Here is a 20,756-nt window from a genome sequence, read left to right on the forward strand (position 1 = left end):
TCGATAAAATCAACTTGTTGTTGTGAAACGACGAGCCCAGTTAGCTCAGTTGGTAGAGCAGAGGACTGAAAATCCTCGTGTCTCTGGTTCGATTCCGGAACTGGGCATCTGCGGGTGTAGTTCAATGGTAGAACATCAGCCTTCCAAGCTGAATACGTGGGTTCGATTCCCATCACCCGCTCTTAAGAAAAGCCTTGATTCGATATGGATCAAGGCTTTTTACATTTATATCTTGTAGTCTGGGAAAAGCAGACAGAAAAGGGGCAGATGATGGATAAAAGAGAAGCACCGATCGCGGTGTTTGACTCTGGCATGGGTGGAGTCAGTGTTTTGCGTGAACTGATCAAAACGATGCCGGAAGAAGATTTTTATTATTTTGGTGATTCTAAGAATGCACCGTATGGGACAAAGAGTACAGAAAAAGTGCGCGAACTCACCATTGCACATACAGAAGATTTTATGAAAATGGGAGCCAAGGGCGTTGTGATCGCCTGCAATACGGCTACCAGTGCGGCGGTGCGCGTCTTGCGCCTCATGTACCCGGAACTGCCGCTGGTAGGGATCGAGCCGGCGGTCAAACCGGCAGCAGAAAAGTATCCTCAGGGCAATATCCTTGTGATGGCGACACCGATCACGATCCGGGAAGAAAAACTGCATCATTTGATTGAAAAATTTGGCGGTCATGCTAACGTGATGCCGCTTGCCTGTCCGGGACTTATGGATTTTGTGGAAGCGGGCAATATTGACAGCCCGGAACTCTATGGTTTCCTGCGCGATCTGTTGGAACCCTATCAAAAGAATCTGGATGCGGTCGTTTTGGGATGCACCCACTATCCTTTTGTGCGCAAGGTCATCGAACGGATCGTTGGCGATCAGGTGGAGATCTTTGACGGCGGTGCCGGGACAGCGCGGGAAATGCGCAGACGGCTTGCTGTGGACGGTCTTTTGCGGGAAGCGACCGGAAGACAAGGAAAAATCGAATTTCACAACAGTGATCTTACCAAAGAAAGAGAAGATTTATTTGAAAAATTATTGCACTACTAGGCAGTAAGATTATGGGAATAAGAGGCGAATTCATCAAGGTGTGGAAAAACCCATAAACGCTTGCATTAGGAATATGATAGGAGTAAAATAATTGCGGTTCAAAGGAAACCGTATGGTTTTACAAATATATAAAATGAAAGAAAGAAAAGGTGAGCGTTATGAATTACGAATTTTTACTTTGGATTGCTTTGATTTTAATTTCGACAAAAGTATTGGGACTGCTGTGTAAGGCAGTACATTTGCCGGAGGTTGTAGGAGCACTCTTGGCAGGTGTGATCTTAGGACCTTCTGCACTGGGACTTATGTCTATGGAGGGCGATACCGGTACACTGCTTACATATGTGGCAGAGATGGGCGTTATTTTCCTTATGTTCTCCGCAGGTCTGGATACAGACTTAAAGGAATTAAAGGCCAATATCGGAGCCTCTTTTGTTACGGCATTGATCGGTGTTATTGTACCTCTGATCGGTGGTATGATCGGTTATGCCATTTACTTTGGAGAAGATCTGAGCAATTACGATCAGATGTTACAGAGTCTTTTCGTCGGTGTTGTACTGACGGCGACTTCCGTTAGTATCACGGTAGAAACTCTGCGAGAGATGGGCAGATTGTCCGGCAAGGTTGGTATGACCATCTTGGGTGCAGCCATTATCGATGATATCCTGGGTATGGTCGTTCTGGCTGTTGTTTCCAGCATGAAGGATACTTCCGTAAAGCCAACAACCGTATTGATCAAGATTGTATTATACTTTGTATTGATCCTGATCCTCTTTATGGTTACCAGCCGCCTGGAGTTTGCGATCGAAAAAAATGACCACAAGAGACGTGTGGCAATCTTTGCCATTGCATTCTGCTTTATCTTAGCCTATGTATCAGAGATCGGTTTTGGTATCGCGGATATTACCGGTGCATACTTTGCCGGTGTTATGTTATGCCAGTCAAAGATCAGAGATTATGTTGATGTCAAGATCCATGATGTATCAACTGTATTCTTCTCATGTATCTTCTTTGCCAGTGTAGGTTTAAAGGTTACCCTTGGTGGTATGACCTTAAAGGTATGGATGTTTGCAGTGATCCTGACACTTATCGCTATCATTTCCAAGATGGTAGGATGCGGACTTGGCGCAAAGATCTGCAAGTTTACATGGAAAGAGTCTTTGCAGACAGGTGTTGGTATGATTTCCCGAGGTGAGGTTGCCCTGATCGTTGCAGAAAAAGGACGTCAGGTAGGACTGATCAACGAAGATTTGTTTGCACCGATCATTCTGGTCGTTATTGTCACCACGCTGATCACCCCAATCCTTTTGAAGGTAGTGTTCAAGGGTGATGAGCCGGCAGAAAGTGCAGTAGAGAAAGCATAAGTCTGGGAAATAAATATGAAATGGAATCCGACAGATGTGGCATGTGATATTGCCCGACTGTCGGATTTTTTGTATAAAAGGCACATTTTTTCTATGTATTTAAACATACAAAAACAACAAAGCGTATGATAAACACACATAAATGCTTTTTTAATGGTGGGAAGATGTCATAGAACCTATTATATTAATCCTAGAAAAAATAATTTTTAGGAGGTCAATGATGGCAAGTCAAGAAATGGAAACATTAAAAACAGGAATGAAGATGATGATGGAGAAAGGCTTTGCACCAAAATTTGACGGAAAGATGGATCCTTTGAATTTGCGTGAAGTGGTCTTCGCAGCGCAAAAACGCATGCCGGCAGAACCAGGCATAGAGTTCCTTCCGGTTACCTACGGTGGAGTGACCGGAGAGATCAATCGACCGGAGCAAAAGAAAGATGACTATATCATTATCTATATCCATGGCGGCGGGTTGATCTGTGGTAATGCCTTTTCGTCCAGAGGTTATGCCTCTATGCTGGCGGCAGAAACGAAGCGGGATGTCTATACACTGGATTACCGGCTGGCTCCGGAAAATAGATTCCCGGCGGCTGTGGATGATGCCTTTGCTTTTTATCAGGGAGTTTTGGAGGAACACAAGAATACACCGATTTTCCTGATCGGGGAATCAGGAGGTGCCTACCTATGTATTACAACCATGATGAAGTGTCGTGATGAGGAGGTTAAGAAACCTGCAGGCATTGTACCATATTCTGCACCGATTGATTTCGCTGGGCGCATTGATCGTCATTTTGAGGGCAATAAAGACTTTACAGTGACGCCGGACGGCTTGGAAACACTGAAAGATATGCTTTTGGAAGAAAAGGATCTGGATAATGTGTATGCCAACCCGTATCTGGATGATTTGCATGGCTTTTGTCCGGTGCTCTTAGCCTGGGATGAATCGGAGTCTTTGGCAGTGGATCAGAAGATAATTGTGGACAAGTTGGAAAAACAGGGCAGCCCTTGTCAGTATAAGTCTTATCCGGACTGCTTTCATGCCTTTGCAACAGCAGGACGTGGCACGGAAGAAAGCCGTGAAGTTCTGCGCGATACCATAGCTTTTTTTGAAAAATACAAAACACAGGCTTAGACAGGTTTGTCAGCTACAGAAAAGTGACGGGATGAATAGTTCTGTAAAAGATTTTGAAAGGCTTCTTCTGCCTCGGGTGACTCCAGGCGGAAGAAGTTTTTTGCCATATTATAAAAAGTCTGGAAAAAGAGATTGATAAAATCTGTGTCAAGGCTGGAATCCAGATTCAGATAGTAGAGCATATAATCTATGGTCATTCCGGCGAAGAGACTGGCTTCTAAAGGTGAAATCTGATGAAGATTTTTCCCCAACATCTCTTCCAGATATTGACGGATCCGGTCTTTGAGCGGAAGAGAACTAGACTGTATGGAAAAAATCTTTTTTAAAATGGAGCGGTTTTTTTGAAAATAGGCCTGCAGTGCGATAGCATAATCATTGAGATCCGGATTTTCCATGGCGCCGACAGACTGTGCCACAGCGACAAACTCGTCCAGGTACTTGGCCTGCAGACGCTCAACGATCTCGTATTTATCGCTGAAGTGTTGATAAAAGGTAGAACGGTTGATCCCGGCTTCTTCAATAATCTGAGCCACAGTGATTTTTTCAAAACGGTTCTTTTCTAGCAGAAGTAAGAGGGCATTGGTAATATCCCGGTCGGTGCGCTCAAATTGTTTGATTCTTTTCATATGATTCTCCTATCTTATATCTATAAAAACCATACATCCTGATTGGTGGTTGAAATAGCAGTTGCACCGGCATCGATAAGTGCGTAGACGTCTTCCTTTTCACTGATCAGACCGCTGGAGATTAGCGGCTGGTGGTTCATTTTACGGATGCGGCGGACGACACTTGGCATTGGCCCGGGCAAGACTTCTATAACGTCAGGCTTTGTGTTTTTTAATTGTTTCTCAATGCTGTCATATGCCATGGAATCGATAAAAAAGAAACGCATAATGGTACACAAGCCCAAATCCTTGGCTCTGGAAATCAGGGGGGCTTTCGTGGAAATGATGCCGTCAGCTTTGGTAAATTTGGAGATATAGTCAACGGCTGCTTCTTTGGAACTCAGCCCCTGAATCAGATCCATGTGTACAAATGCCAGTTTGCCACTGCCTTTTACCTTTTCTACGATGGAAGGGATGGTAATGATATCGCCGTAAAGAATGAAGATGATCTGGCTGTCACAGTCCAGACAGCGGGTAAGTCCTGCATCATCTTTGATGGCTGCAATGATGGGAGAGTCCTCCAATGCCTCTTTAAATTCTTTTTTCATGTGAATACTCCTTGTAAAATCAACCTACTATTGTCATGATTGTAGCACAAAACAAGTAGAAAAGCGTTATAACCTGTCTGGACAAAGACAAATAAGTGCATCCTCCATATCCTGTGGCAGAGCTGCGGTAAAGGTCATAGGTTCCTTTGTGATCGGATGAATAAAGGACATGCGATAGGAATGGAGTGCCTGCCGCTTCATATAGCGCATATCGGGATTGTAGAGATAATCGCCGATCAGAGGATACCCGATGTATTTCATATGTACGCGGATCTGGTGTGTGCGACCGGTTTCCAGTTGCAGGGAGACAAGGGCGTGATCGTTTAGTGCCTTTTCGACTTTATAATGGGTGATGGCACGATCGCCACACGAAAAATCGACCTCTCTTGCAAGGATGGTTCCGTCTACCCGGGCAAGGGGAGCATCAATGGTGCCGGTGGTGGGATCCGGGATGCCACTGCAAATGGCAAGATATTCCCGTCGCACCTCCTTTTTTGCCACAGCATCGGACAGGATACTGGATGCTACTAAATGCTTTGCAACGATGGTAAGACCGGATGTGTCGCGATCCAGACGGTTGGTACAGCGGAAAATAAAAGGCTTGCCCTGTTTCTCATAGTAATATGCCAAAGCGTTTGCAAGTGAATTCTCGTAATTTGCCATGGAAGGATGAATGGGCATGCCGGCTGCCTTGTTGAGAACAATGATATCCTCATCCTCATAGATAATATCCAGTGGCAGGTCTACGGGAGGGATCTTTTCAGAAGAAACCTCCTCATTGATCTGGACGCGCAAGTGGTCGCCGGCATGGACTTTGTCCTTCATATAGACAAATTGACCGTTGAGCAGGATGTTTTGAGGCATGCGCTTGATGAGTGTCAGATTCTGACCGGAGAAGCCCTGCCGCCTTAAAAAATGCTCGATGCGTATACCTTCATCTGCTCTTGTGATCTGATAGTCAATCGTTCGTTTCATGTATCTATGCCTGCCCTAAATTTTTCAATGCCTTTTTGAATTGGACGGTAAAGAGGATGATCGTAAAGGTGACGGCTAAGATGTCAGCGATCGGTTCCGCAGTGTAAACAGCCATGGTCTTGTCGGCAAGAAAATGTGGCAGAATGTAAATGAGCGGGATCAGGAGCACAAATTTACGCATGATAGCAACAATGATGGAGCAGACTGCATTGCCGGTGGAGACAAAGGTCATCTGGCAGGCGATCTGGATACCCATCATAAAGAGTGCACCACAGTAAATGCGCAGAGCCTTAGCGGAGAAGGCTAAAAGGCTGGCATCGTTTGTAAACATACCGGCAAAAATCTGCGGAAATGCCTGCACGCAGATCCAGAGGATGACAGAGTAGGTCAGGCTGGTGATCAGTAGGAGTTGGAAACTCTTTTTGACACGGGCACTGTTCTTGGCACCGAAATTGTAACTGGTGATCGGCTGGGCACCCTGTGCGACACCCTGCAATGGCAGCATGGCAAACTGCATGACACTGGTCAGGATGGTCATGGCACCGACTGCAACGTCACCGCCGTATTTGAGCAGAGAAGAGTTAAAGCACATGGATATGATACTCTCTGTAGACTGCATGATAAAGGCAGAAAGCCCTAAGGCAACACAAGCCGGCATGAGGGGAAGTCCGCTGCGCAAGTTTGCCTTGCGGATACGCAGTAAGGTCTTTTTCCCGAGCAGAAAATAAATGCACCAGATACAGGAGCATGCCTGGGAAAGAATGGTAGCAAGGGCAGCACCGCGAACACCCATATGCAGGGCAAAAATAAAGATCGGATCCAATATGATATTGATGACGGCACCGATCAGGACAGTCATCATGCCGTCTTTGGCAAAGCCCTGTGCTGTGATAAAGGCATTTAAGCCCAGAGTCATCTGGACAAAGATAGTGCCGAGCGCATAAAGGCTCATATAAGAAGTCGCATAAGAAATCGTGTTCTCGCTGGCTCCAAAGAGTAGGAGAAGATCACGGTTCCAGATGAGGATGACGATGGTAAGTGCCAGTGAGATCATGATCTGTAGTGTAACACAACCGCCGAGGATCTTTTCTGCAGATTCGTGATCGCCCTTTCCCATAGCGATGGATGCACGCGGTGCAGCACCGGCAGAGACAAGGCATGCAAAGGCAGATACGATCATGATGATAGGCATGCAGACACCTACGCCGGTCAGGGCAAGACTGCCTTCGCCCGGAATGTGACCGATATAAATGCGGTCAACGATGTTGTAGAGCATATTTACCAACTGGGCAATGACGGTTGGGATAGCCAGTTTAAGTAACAATTTACCGATAGGCTGGGTTCCTAAAAATTCTTTATCCTGATTCATAGTGTTTATCCTTTCCTGTATAAATCCATAAACGCATAAATCTTATTATAGCATAGATACACAGGACGACACCTACATTTTTTACCGGATTTGGACAGTATTTAGATAAAAAAAGGAGAAGCCGTCCCCCAACGGCTTCTCCTTTATCTCCCTTATTAAAACCCCTTACATTTTACTCCGTATCTTCTCAAAAAAGACTTCTTACTTTACGTCTACATTCTTTGTCGCTACGACATCAACACCTGTGTCACAGACATTGGCAAGAACAACATCACCAATGGCAACCGGTGCAGGAACAACAACATTTTCCAGAGCCTTGCAGATATCAAAGATCATGCCTTTTGGAATATCTTCTTTGGTCTTGCAGGAAACCATGTTGATCTTACCACCTTTGACGCGGACAGAAGATGTTACGATTCTGGTAGGATTCGTACATTCTTTTCTGGCATATTTATCGCCGTTTGGACAAGTGTTTCCGGTCACTTCTGTAACTTGACCATTTTCTAATGTAACCTTAAGGCTGCATCCCATAGGACAGCCGATACAAATCAATTCTCTTGTTTCCATCCTTATGCCTCCTCAATCTTGATTGTAATGTTCTCAATGTCAGGGTACTCTGCCAACTGTGATTTCTTCAGAACAACCTGCTCCATTTCACCCGGTGCCATAACCGGACGTTTTCTCTTGGAGATCAAGGTATCTCCAAAGTAGGTAGCGATCGCGCAGCCCTTGAAGACCTGACCTACACGGAAACGAACCGTTAAAGTGTCATCCATTACTTCCGGACGTACATATTTTGGAACGGTATAGCGGACACCGTCAACCGGCAGGATCTCGATCTGCTTTGCAGAAGTAACTTCGCCTTCCTTGATGTATTTTGCAGCATTCTTTCCGGCATTGGTTGCTTCCTGTGAAACAAAGTCAACCAGATCATGTACATGAAGTACGTTACCACAGGCGAATACGCCCGGGATGTTGGTCTCTAAACTGTCATTTACAACAGGACCGGAAGTGATAGGACTGAGGTCTACACCTGCGGTCTTGGAAAGTTCGTTTTCCGGTAAAAGTCCACAAGACAGAAGCAGGGTATCGCAATCGTAGTGGATCTCTGTGCCAGGGATCGGCTTGCGGTCCGGTCCGACCTCGGCGATGGTAATGCCTTCTACACGTTCTTTACCCTGAATGTCAACAACGGTGTGAGATAAGTAAAGCGGAATATCGAAGTCATTTAAGCACTGTACGATATTTCTCTTCAGACCACCGGAATAAGGCATCAGTTCGGCAACAGCGAGAACCTTTGCTCCCTCTAAAGTCATACGACGTGCCATGATCAGACCGATATCACCGGAGCCTAAGATGACAACGCGGCGGCCAGGCATATAGCCTTCGATATTAACAAGACGCTGGGCGGTACCTGCTGAGAAAATACCTGCCGGACGATAGCCCGGGATATTGAGCGCACCACGGGAACGCTCGCGGCATCCCATAGCAAGTACAACAGCCTTTGCCTCTACGGTAAACATACCATCGGTAGAATTCATGGCGGTAACAACCTTGTCATTTGAGATATCCATGACCATGGTGTTCAACTTGTACTCGATGCCACGTTCCTCTACCTGGGCAATGAAACGTGATGCATACTCCGGACCGGTCAACTCTTCTTTAAAAGTGTGAAGACCGAAACCATTATGGATACACTGGTTTAAGATACCACCTAATTCACGATCTCTTTCAATAATTAAAATACTGTCAATTCCATTATCTTTTGCAGCGATAGCAGCAGCAAGACCTGCAGGACCACCACCAACAATGACTAAATCATATTTCATTTTCGTGCTCCTCCTTATATCTTCTTGTTGTAACCAAATACGATCTTGGCATCTTTACCATTCTTAGTTACATCAAACATGCTCATTGGAACTTCGCGCTCCAAAATCTCCATTGTTTTCGGTGAGCAGAAGCCTGCCTGACAACGTCCCATGCCGGCTCTTGTTCTACGCTTTACAGCGTCTAAGGATCTGGCACCTAAGGTTCTGTGGATCGCATCTAAGATCTCACCTTCTGTGATCATTTCGCAGCGGCAAATGATGTTTCCGTACGCCGGCTGCTTTTTGATGAGTTCATTTCTTTCTTCGATAGAAAGGGTTGCCGGATTGAGGATGCCCTTGCGGTGTCCGTTGAAAGAAGGATTCTTTTCTAATCCCAACTTTTCTGCAACCTGTGTGGCTACCATTTCGCCGATGGCTGGTGCGGAAGAAAGACCAGGAGACTCAATACCGGCTGCGTTGAAGAAGCCTTCTGCATCTTCTGCTTCGCCAATAACGAAATCACCGCCAATTTCATGAGCACGAAGTCCGGCAAAGGATGTGATGACCTGACGGAGAGGGACGTTCTTGACAGACTGTGCACTGGTTGCTCCCAAAGAACCAAGTCCTTCTGCTGTCGTGTTGATACCTTCTTTATTGTCTACATCTTCTGCGGTAGGTCCGACTAAAAGGTTGCCGTGTACGGTAGGTGTAACCAGAACACCCTTGCCCATCTTGCTAGGCAACTGGAAGATGGTGTGGCTGACATGGTTGCCTGCGCTCTTGTCAAGCAGCATGTACTGACCGCGGCGGGCGATGATCTGTAACTTGTGTTCGCTTACCATATTGTTGAATTTGTCAGCGTAAACACCGGCTGCGTTGACAACGACCTTAGCCTCGATCGTGTCTTTGTCGGTCTTGATCAGGTAATGATCATCAGACTTTGTGATGTCTGTTACTTCTGTATTTAGGAAAAATTCTACGCCGTTGTCGGCTGCATTTTCTGCAAATGCCATGGTCAGATGGAACGGACAAACAATGGCACCGGTAGGAGCGAAAAGTGCTTTGACAACATCATCAGCAAGATTTGGCTCCATCTGGATGAGTTCGTCACGGTCTAAGATGCGAAGATTCGGAACACCGTTTTTCTTTCCTTTTTCTAATAATTCGTCAAGAAGAGCTGGATCCTGATCCTTGGTACAAACAACGAGAGAACCGTTTCTCTTAAATGGAAAATCCAGATCCTTGGACAACTGATCCATCATCTCGTTTCCTCTGACATTGAGTTTTGCCTTTAAGGTTCCCGGGGTAGCATCAAAACCTGCGTGAACGATAGCACTATTGGCTTTTGATGTTCCGTTGCAAACGTCTTCGTCTCTTTCAATGACACATGCGTTTACTTTGTACTTGGATAATTCTCTTGCGATGGCACTGCCGACTACGCCAGCACCAACAATTGCTACATCATACATATGTAACGACTCCTTTCTTTGCATAAAAAAAGCAAGATAAATAAAGCGAATTCTATTCGCCTATCTACCTTGCTCTCATCTCTGGTAATTTATTTATTTTGTGATATGATTATAGCACGTAAAAATGGTGGCTACAATACCCAAATGGAAAAAAATGGGTCATATCTAAAAGTTATTTTTTTAACGAGGTGTCAGATGGCAAATGTAGGAAATCAGAAGCAAAAACTTCTTTATATAATGGAGATTTTTCTGCGGGAGACGGATGAGGAACATCCGATCACGGCGGCGCAGATCATTGAGAAATTAGAGGCAAGGGAGATCGTGGCAGAGCGGAAAAGTATTTATCGCGATATCCGTGCCTTACAGGATTATGGGATGGATATTGAAAAAGCCCCGGAGCAGAATGGCTTTTATCTGGCAGAGCGGACCTTTGAACTGGCAGAATTAAAACTGCTGGTAGATGCGGTGGCGGCGTCAAAGTTCATCACAGAGAAAAAGTCGCGCGAACTGGTGCAAAAGATCGAACATCTGGGAAGCGCCTATCAGGGCAGACACCTTCACCGTCAGGTCGTTGTGTCGGATCGTGTCAAAATGGCAAACGAGCGTATCTACTACACGATCGACGAGATCTATCAGTGTATTGATAACAACCATAAAATGACCTTTCAGTATCTGGAATGGAATGATAAAAAAGAACAGACTCTGCGCCATGGAGGGAAATGGTATGAGGTCAGCCCGGCTTTTTTGCTGTGGGACAATGAATATTATTATCTTGTGGCATGGGATGAGGAGGCATCTGCGGTACGTCATTACCGTGCAGACAAGATCCTGGGCGCAAAAGAGATGGAAGATAAACGCAGCAAAGAAGTCCTGGCGATCGAAGACCAGAAAGCAGACTATGCCAAGAAGCGTTTTAGTATGTTTGCCGGAGCAGCGGAGATCGTGACCCTGCGTGCGCCAAAATACATGGCAGGCGTTATGATCGACCGCTTTGGCACAGAGGTAAGGATGCGCAGAGAGGACGAGGATATCCTGGTGCGTACCGAGGTGGAGGTCAGTCCGCAGTTTTTCGGCTGGATCACAGGTCTGGGACCGGGGGTTCAGATTCTGGGACCGGAGACAGTGCGCAGGTCTTATCAGGAGCATCTGGAACAAATTCTTTCTGCTTATAAATAAGTTATCCTTTACATCAATACTTGCTTATGATACTCTTTTAACATATTAGCACGCTAAAGTATATAGGCTGCTAGGAATAAGTATAGGAAGAAAGAGGACGCAGGTATGAAGATGAAAAAGGTTATGGCAGGACTTTTGGCAGGTTTGATGGCATTTTCTATGGTGGCATGTGGCAATAAGTCTGCAAGTGCAGAAAAAACAGATGCAAAGGACACCAACAATGATGGAAAGTTTGTTGTCGGTTTTGATCAGGATTTCCCGCCTTTTGGATATGTAGGCGATGACGGCGAATATACAGGTTTTGATCTGGAACTGGCAGCGGAGTGCGCAAAGCGTATGGGACAGGAGATCGTTTACCAGCCGATCGATTGGGACGCCAAGGATATGGAACTGGAGTCGGGAACGATCGACTGCATCTGGAATGGCTTTACCATGGATGGACGTGAGGACAAATACACATGGACAGATCCTTATATGGATAATTCACAGGTTGTCGTTGTCCGCAAGGACTCCGGTATTTCCGGTCTGGATGATCTGGCAGGCAAGATCGTGGAAGTGCAAAAAGAGTCCAGCGCACAGTCAGCCCTGGAAGAAAATACAGACTTGTCCGGTTCCTTTGCACAACTTTTGACAGTGGGCGAGTATAATACAGCCATTATGGATCTGGAAAGTGGGGCAGTGGATGCGATCGCCATGGATATTTTTGTTGCCAAGGATCAGTTGGCAGACAAAGGAGACGAACTTGTGATCCTGGATGAGCAGATCTCATCTGAAAAATATGCGGTTGGATTTTTGAAGGGCAATACAGAGTTGCGCGACCAGGTGCAAAAGACTCTGGAAGAAATGGTCGCAGACGGCACTTTTGCCGAGATCTCCAAGAAATGGTTTGACTCCGATGTTTGTATTTTGAAATAATCAGGTGATGAAATGAGTTTACAGTTGATACTATTGCAGTTGTCAGAGGGCATGTTATCGACCATCTGGATCTTCGTGCTGACACTGCTTTTTTCCCTTCCTTTGGGGCTTGTGATCGCGTTTGGACGGATGTCACGCAATGTCATCCTGCGCAATATTACAAGGATCTACATATCGATCATGCGAGGGACACCGCTGATGCTGCAACTTCTGGTGGTCTATTTTGGACCCTACTATATCTTTGGCATCAGTATCTCGTCCTCCTACCGGGCGTATGCGGTCATCATTGCATTTGCCCTAAATTATGCAGCCTATTTTGCGGAGATCTACCGCAGTGGCATTGCCTCTATGCCAAAAGGTCAGTACGAGGCTGCCAAGGTGCTGGGCTATAGCAGGACACAGACCTTTTTTACCATCATCCTGCCACAGGTGATCAAGCGCATCCTGCCATCTGTGACCAATGAAGTGATCACCTTGGTAAAGGATACGTCACTGGCATTTTCCATTGCCTATGCGGAAATGTTTACGCATGCAAAGGCACTGGCGGCATCGCAAAAGAGCATGGTGCCGTTTGTGGCTGCAGCCGTTTTTTATTACATTTTCAATTTTGTTGTGGCGGCGATCATGGAATTCTTCGAGAAGAAGATGGCATATTACCAATAGGATAGGAAGGATATCTGGATGAATATATTAGAATTAAAACACGCAAAAAAGTCTTTTGACGGCGTGGAAGTTTTAAAAGACATTGATCTGTCGGTATCCGAGGGACAGGTGGTTTCTATCATAGGACCTTCCGGTTCCGGCAAATCCACCCTGCTTCGCTGTGCGACTTTTCTGGAGACGCTGGACGACGGTAGTCTGTCTTATCAGGGGCAGGAAGTCGTGCACTCAGAAAATGGCAGGGCGGTCTATGGGAACAAGGCACAGATCAAACAGGCAATGGGAAGTTTTGGGTTGGTTTTCCAGAATTTCAACCTTTTTCCGCATTTTTCGGTCTTAAAAAATATCACGGATGCACCGATCCGTGTGCAAAAGCGTCCAAAAGAGCAGGTGGAGGCAGAGGCAAGGGAACTGCTGAAAAAGATGGGGCTTGCGGATCGCGCAGATGCATATCCCTGCCAGTTGTCCGGCGGGCAGCAACAGCGCGTTTCCATTGCGCGTGCGCTGGCACTCAAACCGGCAATCCTCTTTTTTGATGAACCGACCAGTGCACTGGATCCGGAACTGACGCTGGAGATCTTAAAAGTCATCAAGGAATTGGCGGCGGAGAAGATGACTATGGTCATTGTGACACATGAGATGAATTTCGCCAAAGATGTCTCTGACCGGATGATCTTTATGGATAAGGGACTTATCGTTGAGGAAACGACACCGGAATTACTCTTTAAATCGGAAAATCAAAGGACGAGGGAATTTTTGGGAAAATATCACGATCTATCATAATAGGGCAAAACAAACAGGCTGCATCACAACCGGATGCAGCCTGAATTACTTGTTCCAACCTTATATATGCGCCTCTGGATCAAACTACTTGGGCTGCTTTTGGTAGTGATGCAGGATCAGTTTGATTTCATCCTTTAGGATGTCCTGTCCCTCCGGTGAAAGATTGCCGCAAGCCTGCAAGATGGCAACGGCATCATCAGACAGGTCCAGCATAGAATTTTGTGGTGGTGTGTAACCGAGCAGATAGTCGCAGGTCGTGTTGAAATAGGCTGCCATACGCATAAGAATATCGTAACTTGGCTGTCGTTTGCCCGAAAGATATCCGCTGAAAGTTGACGGATGGATATGTAGCGATTCACAAACCTGTTTTTTACTGGTATTTTGCAGTTCCATGAGATTGGTGATACGTTCCCCTAAAAGCATTGATGACATAAGTGCCTCTCCTATCATTTATCATTAGTAACTAAATAAATGATAGAACAGGAGAATTTGAATTTGCCCGGATTTCACATAACGCATAAGGGGAACGCAAAACGCCACGAGCGATTTAGATATATCCTCCATCCATGGAAATGACCTGCCCGGTCAGATAGGTCGGCATCTTTATCACTTGCAGTACAGCCTCGGCGACTTCTTCCGGCTGGGCAAAGCGGCCGGCTGGAATTTCTGCCTCCAGGGCGGTACGTTCTTCTACGCTTAGGAAGCCGTTCATGTCGGTATCGATGACACCGCAGGCAATGGCATTGACGGCGATCCGGGATGGCGCCAGTTCTTTTGCCAGAGCCTTTGTAAAAGCATGGATACCACCCTTGGAAGCGGAGTAAGCGATTTCACAGGAAGCCCCGACATTGCCCCACATGGAAGAAATATTTATGATCCGACCGCTCTGTTTCTGCACCATGGCGGGTACAAATGCCTTGGCAGTGTAGAAGCAGGAGGACAGATTGACGGACAGAATCTGATCCCATTCCTCGACCGACATATCGGTCAGAAGTCCGATATGGGAGATACCTGCATTATTGACAAGCACATCGATCTGCGAAAAATGAGCAAGCATTTCCTCAGCAAGAGCCTTTACAAAAGAGGGATCACCGACATCCCCGGTAAAGGTCAGGACTTCGATATGATAGACGGAGCGCAGATCCTCCGCCAGATCTTCCAGCATCTTTTGATTTTTCCGGCAGACCAGTCCCAGATGATAGCCCTCTTTGGCAAGGCTTGTGGCTATGGCGCGTCCGATCCCGCGGGAGGCACCGGATACAAATGCAACTTTATACATGATCGTTCTCCTTTTGATACTATCTAAATTTATTTTCACTATAACAAAGAGCGGAATAAAGCGCAAATATGGTGCTATGTTGTAACTAACTGTATGAACAATTTATAAAATAAATTTTATTTTTCTGAAAACTACTTGTCCTAAAAACGTAATATGTTATAATTGAACCATGATATTCACACGGTATCAAATATAATGTGAAAAGGGGATGGACATCATGAGAATTACAATCACAGGGAAAAACATTGAACTTACCGATGGACTGAAGGAGGCAGTGACAGAGAGACTCTCCAAACTGGAGAAATATTTTGCACCGGAGACTGAGGCACATGTGACATTGAGCGTAGAGAAGGAACGCCAGAAGATAGAGGTGACCATACCGGTCAAGGGCAGCGTTATCCGTGCAGAGCAGGTTAGCAATGATATGTACGTTTCCATTGAGGTTGTTGTGGAGACGATCGAACGCCAGTTAAAGAAATACCGTAACAAGATCGTGACAAAGCAGCAGAGTGCTGAGAAGTTCTTTGCACAGGAATATCTGGAAAAAGATACGGATGACGATGATGAGATCCGTATCATCAGAACCAAAAGATTTGGTATTAAGCCAATGTATCCGGAAGATGCCTGCGTGCAGATGGAATTATTGGGACATGACTTCTTTGTATTCTTGAACGCAGAGACAGAGGAAGTAAATGTTGTTTATAAAAGAAAGGGCAATACATACGGCTTGATCGAACCGGAATTTTAAAATCTTGCGAATAGTCGTCTGCTTTTGCAAAATGCCATTAGGTCTGCAGATTCCCGGGATGCTATAATATCCCCATCAGGGGGAGGATGAGCATATGAAAGAACAGTCTATGGGACGGATTCTACGCAGGATCCGCATAGAACAGGGGATGACACAGGAAGCATTGGTGGAGGGTATTTGTACCGCCGGTTATTTATCACGCGTAGAAAATGGAAGCCAGATTCCGTCCAGACAGATCTATCAGTTATTGATGGAGCGTCTGGGGGAGTCTGGCTATTCTTATGCCTATTGGCAGGAAGAGGAGGAAAAAGAGCAGACCTGCCGCGAACTTTTGCACGCTTTACAGACATGGCAGAAAGAGCATGTGGATGAGAAACTTCTGAAATTACAAAAAATGAAAGGGGCACAGGACATCCGGGAGCGCCAGTTCTATGGCATGGCACATGTGATCTGGCTTTATATGAATGAAGCGATCCCACAGGAAGATTACCTGGGCTGCTGCCGCACCATCTGGGAGAGTGATGCGCAGGGAAAGACCAGAAGGCGACAGGGGATGGATAAGATAGAATTTGCGGAAATGTCGGAAGTGCAGCTCTGGATCCTCAACAATCTTGCCATCGGACATATGTGGCGTGGGGAATACCGGGAAAGTGCATCCATCTTACTGCGTCTTTGCCGCTATGGGCAGAAGTCTGCAGAGGATGTGCGCTTGCCCTGGAGTGTGCGGGCGGCGCTCTGCCATAATATGGCGGTCTGTCTGCTGGAGATGGAAAAGCCCAAGGAGGCTTTGTATTTTTGCGACCAGGCGATTGCCATCCTGCAAAAGGAAGGTGGACTTTCTTCCGTATTATATGTGCTCCGCCTGCAGATGGAAGCCTACCGGATGCTGCAGGATATGGATGCTTATTATCGGGCGCAGACCTTGCTGCATCACCTGAACTGTCATCTGGTCAAGGAAAAGGGAAGCCGGGCACAGATCGAAAAAAGACTATGGGATAGAAGAACCTTGTTTGTGATTTTTTGAAATGCTATAATAGGGACATCATTTTAAGAAAGCAAGGAGTGAAGATATGAATATCGTAGTTTTGGCAGGCGGACTGAGTACTGAGAGAGATGTATCCTTTAAATCAGGAGATATGGTTTGCAAGGCTTTGCGGAGTCTGGGACACAGAGTTTTGCTGTTGGATGTATTTCTGGGTTACCATGATACAGAGGAAGATATTAGTGATATTTTTGAACATACAGAGGAAGCAAGTGTGGAGGTGTCAGATATTCCGGATACGGCACCGGACATCGCGGCGGTCAAGGCTTCCAGAGCAGACCAGTCAGACTGCTTCTTTGGACCGAATGTGATCGCAATCTGCCGTAAAGCGGATGTGGTCTTTATGGCATTGCACGGCGAGAACGGTGAAAATGGTAAGGTGCAGGCAGCCTTTGACCTGTTTGGCATCCGTTATACGGGAAATGGCTATTTGAGCAGTGCGATCGCTATGGATAAGGGAATTTCCAAAGAATTTTTTAAGTCTTACGGTGTTCCTTGTCCACAGGGATTTTCCCTGAGCGTGGAGGAGGCAGACGCACCGAGACAGCCACTGGCTTATCCGTGTGTGGTAAAGCCGGCTTGTGGCGGATCTTCCATCGGTGTTTCTATCGTGCACAATGAGACGGAGTACAAAAAGGCATTAGCGGATGCTTTTGTCTGGGAAGATCAGGTTGTCATAGAGGATTATATCCAGGGGCGCGAGTTCTCTGTCGGTGTTATCGAGGGTAAGGCACTCCCGGTCATTGAGATTGCACCGATCCAGGGATTTTATGATTATAAGAACAAGTATGCAGCAGGCAGTGCGGTAGAGACCTGTCCGGCAGATTTACCGGCGGATATTACGGCACAGATGCAGCGCTATGCCGAAATGGTCGTGGAAGCACTGGGCTTGGAGACCTATTCCCGTATGGACTTTTTACTCAATGAGAAGGATCAGATCTTCTGTCTGGAGGCAAATACACTGCCAGGCATGACACCGACCAGCCTTTTACCGCAGGAGGCAGCCGTTATAGGCGTAGACTTCCCGGCACTCTGTCAGCAGATCATTGATATCTCGCTCAAGAGATTTGAAAAGTAGAGGTAGACATAGCATGAGAAATATGACATTAGAAAAGATTGCACAGGCATTGGGCGGCAGGCTTTACGGCGCAGAAGGATCTGATCTATCCGATCGAGAGGTGCAAGGCGTTGTCATTGATAACCGTCAGGTCGAGAAAGATTATCTCTTTATACCGATCCGTGGGGCGCGTGTGGATGGACATTCCTTTATTGGGGATGCCTTTGCCAAGGGGGTGCTTGGCGTCTTATCAGACCATGTCTTAGAAGATGCAGCAGGACCTTATATTGTAGTAAAAGATACCGAGCAGGCACTGAAAGATCTGGCGGCATATTACCGGGAACAGATCGATGCCTATGTCATTGGCATTATCGGCAGTGTGGGTAAGACCAGTACCAAGGAAATGGTTGCTTCCGTCTTAGGACAGCACTTTTCGGTCTTAAAGACCCAAGGCAATTTTAATAACGAGATCGGTCTACCGCTGACCCTCTTTTGTATCCGCCCATCCCATCAGGTTGCAGTCGTTGAGATGGGAATTTCCGACTTTGGCGAGATGGATCGATTGGGTGTCATGGCAAGACCGGATATGGTCATTATGACCAATATCGGACAGTGCCATCTGGAAAATCTGAAAACCAGGGATGGTATCCTCAAGGCAAAGACAGAAGTTTTTGCCCATATGCCGGCAAGCGGGCGAGTCATTTTAAATGGGGATGACGACAAATTGCAGCAGGCAGATACCTTGGGCATGGAGAAGCATTTCTTTGGTTTGCAGGGGCAGGAGTTTTTTGGATCTGCGATCGCAGGACACGTGGATCATGTGGATGCCTTGCTTCATACACCGCAGTGGGAACATGCTGTCAGCATTCCGATCCCGGGAGAGCACAATGTCTATAATGCACTGGCGGCGACCGCAGCAGGCACACTTCTGGGCTTGTCCGAGCAGGAGATCCTTGCGGGGATAGAGCAGGTGGAGACCATAGCCGGACGCAACCACTTTATCGAGGCACATGGCATGACTGTGATCGATGACTGCTACAATGCCAACCCGGTGTCCATGCGCGCTTCCTTAGAGGTGCTGGGACATGCGGCAGGACGCAAGGTCGCTATCTTAGGCGACATGGGAGAACTCGGTGAGAACCAAGAGATGCTCCATTATCAGGTAGGGCAGGTTGTTGTGGAAAATGGCATTGACCTGCTTTTGACAGCAGGAAAACTTGCCGGACAGATTGTACGCTATGTGCAGGAACATGGAGACAAAACGCAGGCGATCGCCTATGCTGACAAGGAAGCCCTCTTGGCAGACCTGGATCAGCACATAAAAAAAGGAGACACCATTTTGATCAAGGCGTCTCACTTTATGAACTTTACGGAAATCGTAAAAGTAATTACAGAATAAGATCTTTATCTTCAGAAAGCATATCTGCGATAACACTTTGTGTGTAAGCGCCGATGTGCTTTTTTTGATCCGCTTCTAACTGATCCGGATAGATCGGCTTGCCATAGTGAAAGACAACGGTCGTCTTTTTGACAAATGGCATATGGTTGCGCAGGATCTCATCGGTGCCTGTGATGGCAACCGGGATAATGGCACAACCGGTCTTGGTGGAGATCTTGAAAGTACCCTCCTTGAAAGGTGCCATCTGACCGGTCTTGGTACGCGTTCCCTCCGGGAATACAAAGATGGAGATACCACGCTTGATATCATCGATGGCTGCGAGGATCACACGCAGACCGTCTCTGGGATTGGTACGATCCAGAAAAAGGCAGTGAAGCCTGCGCATCCATACGCGCAGGAGTGGGATTTTCTCAAGATTATCCTTGGCGATAAATCCGGTCAGCCCCGGACAGTGTGTATAACCGATCACGACATCAAAGATGCTGCGGTGGTTGCCAACATAGACGACGGCTTCCTCGGCAGGGATATTTTCTGCGCCCTTGACGATGACATCAGTGCCGCAGATGCCGATGATCGTGGAAAAGGCCCACTGCACAATGCGCAGACTGCTCAACTCGGCTCCTTTTTTATTGATCTTGCCATAAAGCCATTCGATGCCAAGCACAGGAATGCCAACGACTAAAAAGAGAAAGGCAAATAATAATGCCATAATGGCTCGTAACATAGTAACCACCCTCCGTGTCAAAAACTTTTTCTTAATCATAAATCATATATTACAAAATTACAATCTTCATATTCAAAAAGTCACCGCATATAATTTGAAAAAAACCATGGGGTAATTTATGAAGCGAAGATGCTTACTCATTTTTTGCTGCCTTTGTCTCTTGCTGATGGCAAGCGGATGCAGTTTACAGACCAAGGAAAAGAAACTGCGGGATGTGGAATATACGGTTTTGGGAACCGACCATATCCCACAGGAATTGCGGGAAAAGATCGATCAGGTCAAGACGGAGGAATTTCAACTGACCTATGATGACGGACAGTATCTGTATCTGGCGAAGGGGTATGGTACGCGCGAGAGCAGCGGTTATAATATCAGCGTAAAAGATTTATATCTGACGGAACATACCATTGTCTTTGAAACGCAGATCAGCGGCCCGACGGAAGGGGAGGATGTCAGCCGGAGGGAAACAACGCCGTATATCGTGGTAAAGACGGAGATCTTAGACGGTCAGGTGGTCTTTCCATAAGAGGGCAAAGTTATTTGTAAAGATAAATCGTTCGTGATAAGATAAGGGCAATAGAGGGAGACGTACAAGGGAGGAT

General features: G+C 46.4%; 22 protein-coding genes and 2 tRNA genes. 14 read left to right on the forward strand and 10 right to left on the reverse strand.

Annotation, left to right across the window (positions count from 1 at the left end; all coding sequences use genetic code 11):
• Positions 1-34: 34 nt before the first annotated feature.
• The 5 genes from H8R94_RS08260 to H8R94_RS08280 all read left to right on the forward strand — a co-directional run bounded on the left by H8R94_RS08260 (position 35) and on the right by H8R94_RS08280 (position 3,537).
• Positions 35-107: transfer RNA gene (locus tag H8R94_RS08260), tRNA-Phe, on the forward strand.
• 3 nt (positions 108-110) lie between these two features.
• Positions 111-181, forward strand: a tRNA-Gly gene (locus tag H8R94_RS08265).
• Positions 182-270: 89 nt separating this feature from the next.
• Complete coding sequence (gene murI / locus H8R94_RS08270; RefSeq protein WP_243069545.1) at positions 271-1,044, forward strand: glutamate racemase; 774 nt, start codon at positions 271-273, stop codon at positions 1,042-1,044.
• A gap of 158 nt (positions 1,045-1,202) precedes the next feature.
• On the forward strand, positions 1,203-2,405 hold the full coding sequence (locus tag H8R94_RS08275; protein WP_186854383.1) for a cation:proton antiporter: 1,203 nt from the start codon (positions 1,203-1,205) through the stop codon (positions 2,403-2,405).
• A gap of 220 nt (positions 2,406-2,625) precedes the next feature.
• On the forward strand, positions 2,626-3,537 hold the full coding sequence (locus tag H8R94_RS08280) for an alpha/beta hydrolase fold domain-containing protein (RefSeq protein ID WP_158573044.1): 912 nt from the start codon (positions 2,626-2,628) through the stop codon (positions 3,535-3,537).
• Here H8R94_RS08280 and H8R94_RS08285 read toward each other — a convergent pair.
• The 7 genes from H8R94_RS08285 to H8R94_RS08315 form a co-directional block, all read right to left on the reverse strand.
• On the reverse strand, positions 3,534-4,163 hold the full coding sequence (locus H8R94_RS08285; protein WP_118281504.1) for a TetR/AcrR family transcriptional regulator: 630 nt from the start codon (positions 4,161-4,163) through the stop codon (positions 3,534-3,536). The genes H8R94_RS08280 and H8R94_RS08285 overlap by 4 nt on opposite strands.
• A gap of 20 nt (positions 4,164-4,183) precedes the next feature.
• Positions 4,184-4,750, reverse strand: a complete 567-nt coding sequence (locus tag H8R94_RS08290) for a glycerol-3-phosphate responsive antiterminator (RefSeq protein WP_178010748.1) — start codon at positions 4,748-4,750, stop codon at positions 4,184-4,186.
• A 66-nt stretch (positions 4,751-4,816) separates the two neighbouring features.
• The gene (locus tag H8R94_RS08295; protein ID WP_186854384.1) at positions 4,817-5,725 is read right to left on the reverse strand and encodes an RluA family pseudouridine synthase; all 909 of its coding nucleotides are present in this window, start codon (positions 5,723-5,725) and stop codon (positions 4,817-4,819) included.
• A 4-nt stretch (positions 5,726-5,729) separates the two neighbouring features.
• Positions 5,730-7,094 (reverse strand): MATE family efflux transporter, encoded by a 1,365-nt coding sequence (locus H8R94_RS08300; protein WP_186854385.1) that lies wholly within the window; start codon positions 7,092-7,094, stop codon positions 5,730-5,732.
• A 201-nt stretch (positions 7,095-7,295) separates the two neighbouring features.
• Positions 7,296-7,661 carry a DUF1667 domain-containing protein gene (locus tag H8R94_RS08305; protein WP_118281508.1) on the reverse strand — a complete coding sequence of 122 codons (366 nt, stop codon included), beginning with the start codon at positions 7,659-7,661 and terminating at the stop codon, positions 7,296-7,298.
• Positions 7,662-7,663: 2 nt separating this feature from the next.
• A complete protein-coding gene (locus tag H8R94_RS08310) occupies positions 7,664-8,923 on the reverse strand; it encodes an NAD(P)/FAD-dependent oxidoreductase (protein ID WP_118281509.1) in 1,260 nt (419 codons plus the stop codon).
• A 14-nt stretch (positions 8,924-8,937) separates the two neighbouring features.
• Entirely contained in the window at positions 8,938-10,371 is a 1,434-nt protein-coding gene (locus H8R94_RS08315; protein WP_118281510.1) for an NAD(P)/FAD-dependent oxidoreductase, read from the reverse strand.
• A 195-nt stretch (positions 10,372-10,566) separates the two neighbouring features.
• On the opposite strand from H8R94_RS08315, the gene H8R94_RS08320 reads away from it, so the two are divergent.
• The 4 genes from H8R94_RS08320 (at position 10,567) to H8R94_RS08335 (ending at position 13,905) form a co-directional block, all read left to right on the forward strand.
• The gene (locus H8R94_RS08320; protein ID WP_118281511.1) at positions 10,567-11,547 is read left to right on the forward strand and encodes a helix-turn-helix transcriptional regulator; all 981 of its coding nucleotides are present in this window, start codon (positions 10,567-10,569) and stop codon (positions 11,545-11,547) included.
• A gap of 111 nt (positions 11,548-11,658) precedes the next feature.
• Positions 11,659-12,462, forward strand: coding sequence for an amino acid ABC transporter substrate-binding protein (locus H8R94_RS08325; RefSeq protein ID WP_118281873.1), 804 nt, complete (start codon positions 11,659-11,661; stop codon positions 12,460-12,462).
• 12 nt (positions 12,463-12,474) lie between these two features.
• On the forward strand, positions 12,475-13,125 hold the full coding sequence (locus H8R94_RS08330) for an amino acid ABC transporter permease (RefSeq protein ID WP_186854386.1): 651 nt from the start codon (positions 12,475-12,477) through the stop codon (positions 13,123-13,125).
• 18 nt (positions 13,126-13,143) lie between these two features.
• Entirely contained in the window at positions 13,144-13,905 is a 762-nt protein-coding gene (locus tag H8R94_RS08335; RefSeq protein WP_118281513.1) for an amino acid ABC transporter ATP-binding protein, read from the forward strand.
• A gap of 84 nt (positions 13,906-13,989) precedes the next feature.
• Here H8R94_RS08335 and H8R94_RS08340 read toward each other — a convergent pair whose 3' ends face one another.
• Together H8R94_RS08340 and ymfI are read right to left on the reverse strand one after the other, a co-directional pair.
• Positions 13,990-14,337, reverse strand: coding sequence for a helix-turn-helix domain-containing protein (locus H8R94_RS08340; protein ID WP_186854387.1), 348 nt, complete (start codon positions 14,335-14,337; stop codon positions 13,990-13,992).
• Between the two features lie 115 nt (positions 14,338-14,452).
• Positions 14,453-15,184 (reverse strand): elongation factor P 5-aminopentanone reductase, encoded by a 732-nt coding sequence (ymfI, locus tag H8R94_RS08345; protein WP_186854388.1) that lies wholly within the window; start codon positions 15,182-15,184, stop codon positions 14,453-14,455.
• Between the two features lie 217 nt (positions 15,185-15,401).
• Here ymfI and hpf point away from each other — a divergent pair, with 217 nt between their 5' ends.
• The 4 genes from hpf (at position 15,402) to H8R94_RS08365 (ending at position 19,430) form a co-directional block, all read left to right on the forward strand.
• On the forward strand, positions 15,402-15,932 hold the full coding sequence (hpf, locus tag H8R94_RS08350) for a ribosome hibernation-promoting factor, HPF/YfiA family (protein ID WP_118281516.1): 531 nt from the start codon (positions 15,402-15,404) through the stop codon (positions 15,930-15,932).
• A 94-nt stretch (positions 15,933-16,026) separates the two neighbouring features.
• Entirely contained in the window at positions 16,027-16,956 is a 930-nt protein-coding gene (locus H8R94_RS08355) for a helix-turn-helix domain-containing protein (RefSeq protein WP_186854389.1), read from the forward strand.
• A 46-nt stretch (positions 16,957-17,002) separates the two neighbouring features.
• Complete coding sequence (locus H8R94_RS08360) at positions 17,003-18,052, forward strand: D-alanine--D-alanine ligase family protein (RefSeq protein ID WP_178010735.1); 1,050 nt, start codon at positions 17,003-17,005, stop codon at positions 18,050-18,052.
• 13 nt (positions 18,053-18,065) lie between these two features.
• Entirely contained in the window at positions 18,066-19,430 is a 1,365-nt protein-coding gene (locus H8R94_RS08365) for a UDP-N-acetylmuramoyl-tripeptide--D-alanyl-D-alanine ligase (protein ID WP_186854390.1), read from the forward strand.
• On the opposite strand, the gene H8R94_RS08370 is transcribed toward H8R94_RS08365, so the two are convergent.
• Entirely contained in the window at positions 19,420-20,154 is a 735-nt protein-coding gene (locus tag H8R94_RS08370) for a lysophospholipid acyltransferase family protein (protein ID WP_118281520.1), read from the reverse strand. The genes H8R94_RS08365 and H8R94_RS08370 overlap by 11 nt on opposite strands.
• 118 nt (positions 20,155-20,272) lie before the next feature.
• Here H8R94_RS08370 and H8R94_RS08375 point away from each other — a divergent pair, with 118 nt between their 5' ends.
• Entirely contained in the window at positions 20,273-20,680 is a 408-nt protein-coding gene (locus H8R94_RS08375) for a protease complex subunit PrcB family protein (protein ID WP_118281521.1), read from the forward strand.
• Positions 20,681-20,756: the final 76 nt, after the last annotated feature.

This window comes from Roseburia lenta, assembly GCF_014287435.1.
GTDB lineage: Bacteria > Bacillota > Clostridia > Lachnospirales > Lachnospiraceae > Pararoseburia > Pararoseburia lenta.

Coding starts and splice junctions, on each gene's coding strand:
- H8R94_RS08300 (WP_186854385.1), bottom strand. CDS start 7,094: ATGAATCAGGATAAAGAATTTTTAGGAACCCAGCCTATCGGTAAATTG.
- H8R94_RS08355 (WP_186854389.1), top strand. CDS start 16,027: ATGAAAGAACAGTCTATGGGACGGATTCTACGCAGGATCCGCATAGAA.
- H8R94_RS08370 (WP_118281520.1), bottom strand. CDS start 20,154: ATGTTACGAGCCATTATGGCATTATTATTTGCCTTTCTCTTTTTAGTC.
- H8R94_RS08320 (WP_118281511.1), top strand. CDS start 10,567: ATGGCAAATGTAGGAAATCAGAAGCAAAAACTTCTTTATATAATGGAG.
- H8R94_RS08360 (WP_178010735.1), top strand. CDS start 17,003: ATGAATATCGTAGTTTTGGCAGGCGGACTGAGTACTGAGAGAGATGTA.
- H8R94_RS08375 (WP_118281521.1), top strand. CDS start 20,273: ATGAAGCGAAGATGCTTACTCATTTTTTGCTGCCTTTGTCTCTTGCTG.
- ymfI (WP_186854388.1), bottom strand. CDS start 15,184: ATGTATAAAGTTGCATTTGTATCCGGTGCCTCCCGCGGGATCGGACGC.
- H8R94_RS08335 (WP_118281513.1), top strand. CDS start 13,144: ATGAATATATTAGAATTAAAACACGCAAAAAAGTCTTTTGACGGCGTG.
- H8R94_RS08280 (WP_158573044.1), top strand. CDS start 2,626: ATGGCAAGTCAAGAAATGGAAACATTAAAAACAGGAATGAAGATGATG.
- murI (WP_243069545.1), top strand. CDS start 271: ATGGATAAAAGAGAAGCACCGATCGCGGTGTTTGACTCTGGCATGGGT.
- hpf (WP_118281516.1), top strand. CDS start 15,402: ATGAGAATTACAATCACAGGGAAAAACATTGAACTTACCGATGGACTG.
- H8R94_RS08330 (WP_186854386.1), top strand. CDS start 12,475: ATGAGTTTACAGTTGATACTATTGCAGTTGTCAGAGGGCATGTTATCG.
- H8R94_RS08325 (WP_118281873.1), top strand. CDS start 11,659: ATGAAAAAGGTTATGGCAGGACTTTTGGCAGGTTTGATGGCATTTTCT.
- H8R94_RS08285 (WP_118281504.1), bottom strand. CDS start 4,163: ATGAAAAGAATCAAACAATTTGAGCGCACCGACCGGGATATTACCAAT.
- H8R94_RS08295 (WP_186854384.1), bottom strand. CDS start 5,725: ATGAAACGAACGATTGACTATCAGATCACAAGAGCAGATGAAGGTATA.
- H8R94_RS08340 (WP_186854387.1), bottom strand. CDS start 14,337: ATGTCATCAATGCTTTTAGGGGAACGTATCACCAATCTCATGGAACTG.
- H8R94_RS08365 (WP_186854390.1), top strand. CDS start 18,066: ATGAGAAATATGACATTAGAAAAGATTGCACAGGCATTGGGCGGCAGG.
- H8R94_RS08305 (WP_118281508.1), bottom strand. CDS start 7,661: ATGGAAACAAGAGAATTGATTTGTATCGGCTGTCCTATGGGATGCAGC.
- H8R94_RS08310 (WP_118281509.1), bottom strand. CDS start 8,923: ATGAAATATGATTTAGTCATTGTTGGTGGTGGTCCTGCAGGTCTTGCT.
- H8R94_RS08290 (WP_178010748.1), bottom strand. CDS start 4,750: ATGAAAAAAGAATTTAAAGAGGCATTGGAGGACTCTCCCATCATTGCA.
- H8R94_RS08275 (WP_186854383.1), top strand. CDS start 1,203: ATGAATTACGAATTTTTACTTTGGATTGCTTTGATTTTAATTTCGACA.
- H8R94_RS08315 (WP_118281510.1), bottom strand. CDS start 10,371: ATGTATGATGTAGCAATTGTTGGTGCTGGCGTAGTCGGCAGTGCCATC.